Source organism: Alcanivorax sp. HI0044 (genome assembly GCF_001634945.1).
Genome location: NZ_LWEZ01000027.1, coordinates 1 through 800, shown reverse-complemented (window position 1 = coordinate 800; position 800 = coordinate 1). Strand labels below are relative to the sequence as shown.

The following is an 800-nucleotide window of genomic DNA, read 5'->3' as shown; positions in this document are numbered from 1 at the left end:
TGCGTTTGCGTACGCTCACCGAAGACGATTACCCGGCGCTGGCGCGCCTTATGGATCAGGTCTATCACGATATTGGTGGGGCCTGGCCGGAAGACACCATCAAGACCCTGATCCGCATTTTTCAGGACGGGCAGCTGGTCATTGAGGATAACGGCGAGCTGGTGGCCACGGCGCTGACCATCAAGGTCAAATACGACCGTTTCTCCAACCCGCATCGCTACGAAGACCTGATCACCGATGACAAGGTGCGCTCCCACGACAAGAATGGCGATGCGCTGTACGGCCTGGATGTGTTCGTGGACAAGGAATACCGCGGCTACCGTTTGGGGCGCCGGCTTTACGAAGCGCGTAAAGAGCTGTGCCGGGAAGAAAACCTGCGTGCGATTTTGGCGGGTGGTCGCCTGCCGGGGTATACCAACTACGCGGACCAGATGCCGGTGACCGAATATATCGAGCAGGTGGAAGCCCGCGCCATCTACGATCCTATTTTGTCATTCCAGCTTTCCAATGGCTTCGACGTGAAACGTTTGATGAAAGCGTATTTGCCGGAAGACGAAGACTCCCACGGCTACGCCACCCTGCTGGAATGGGACAACATCCTCTACGAACCGGAAGATGACGACGCCGAGTGGCCGCGCCGTACTGTGGTGCGCGTGGGCGTGGTCCAGCGCCGCATGCGCGCCGCCCGCGACGTGCAGGACCTGCNCAACCAGGTGGAATTCTTTATCGACGCGCTGTCCGATCACCGCGCCGATCTCGCCGTGCTGCCGGAATTCTTCAGCGCACCATTGATGGGCCTG

Annotated in this window: 1 protein-coding gene; it reads left to right on the top strand. The window is 59.4% G+C overall.

What is annotated here, in order from left to right; genetic code table 11:
* The coding region (locus tag A3730_RS00320; protein WP_197477199.1) for a GNAT family N-acetyltransferase at window positions 1–800 on the top strand (800 nt) is incomplete at both ends.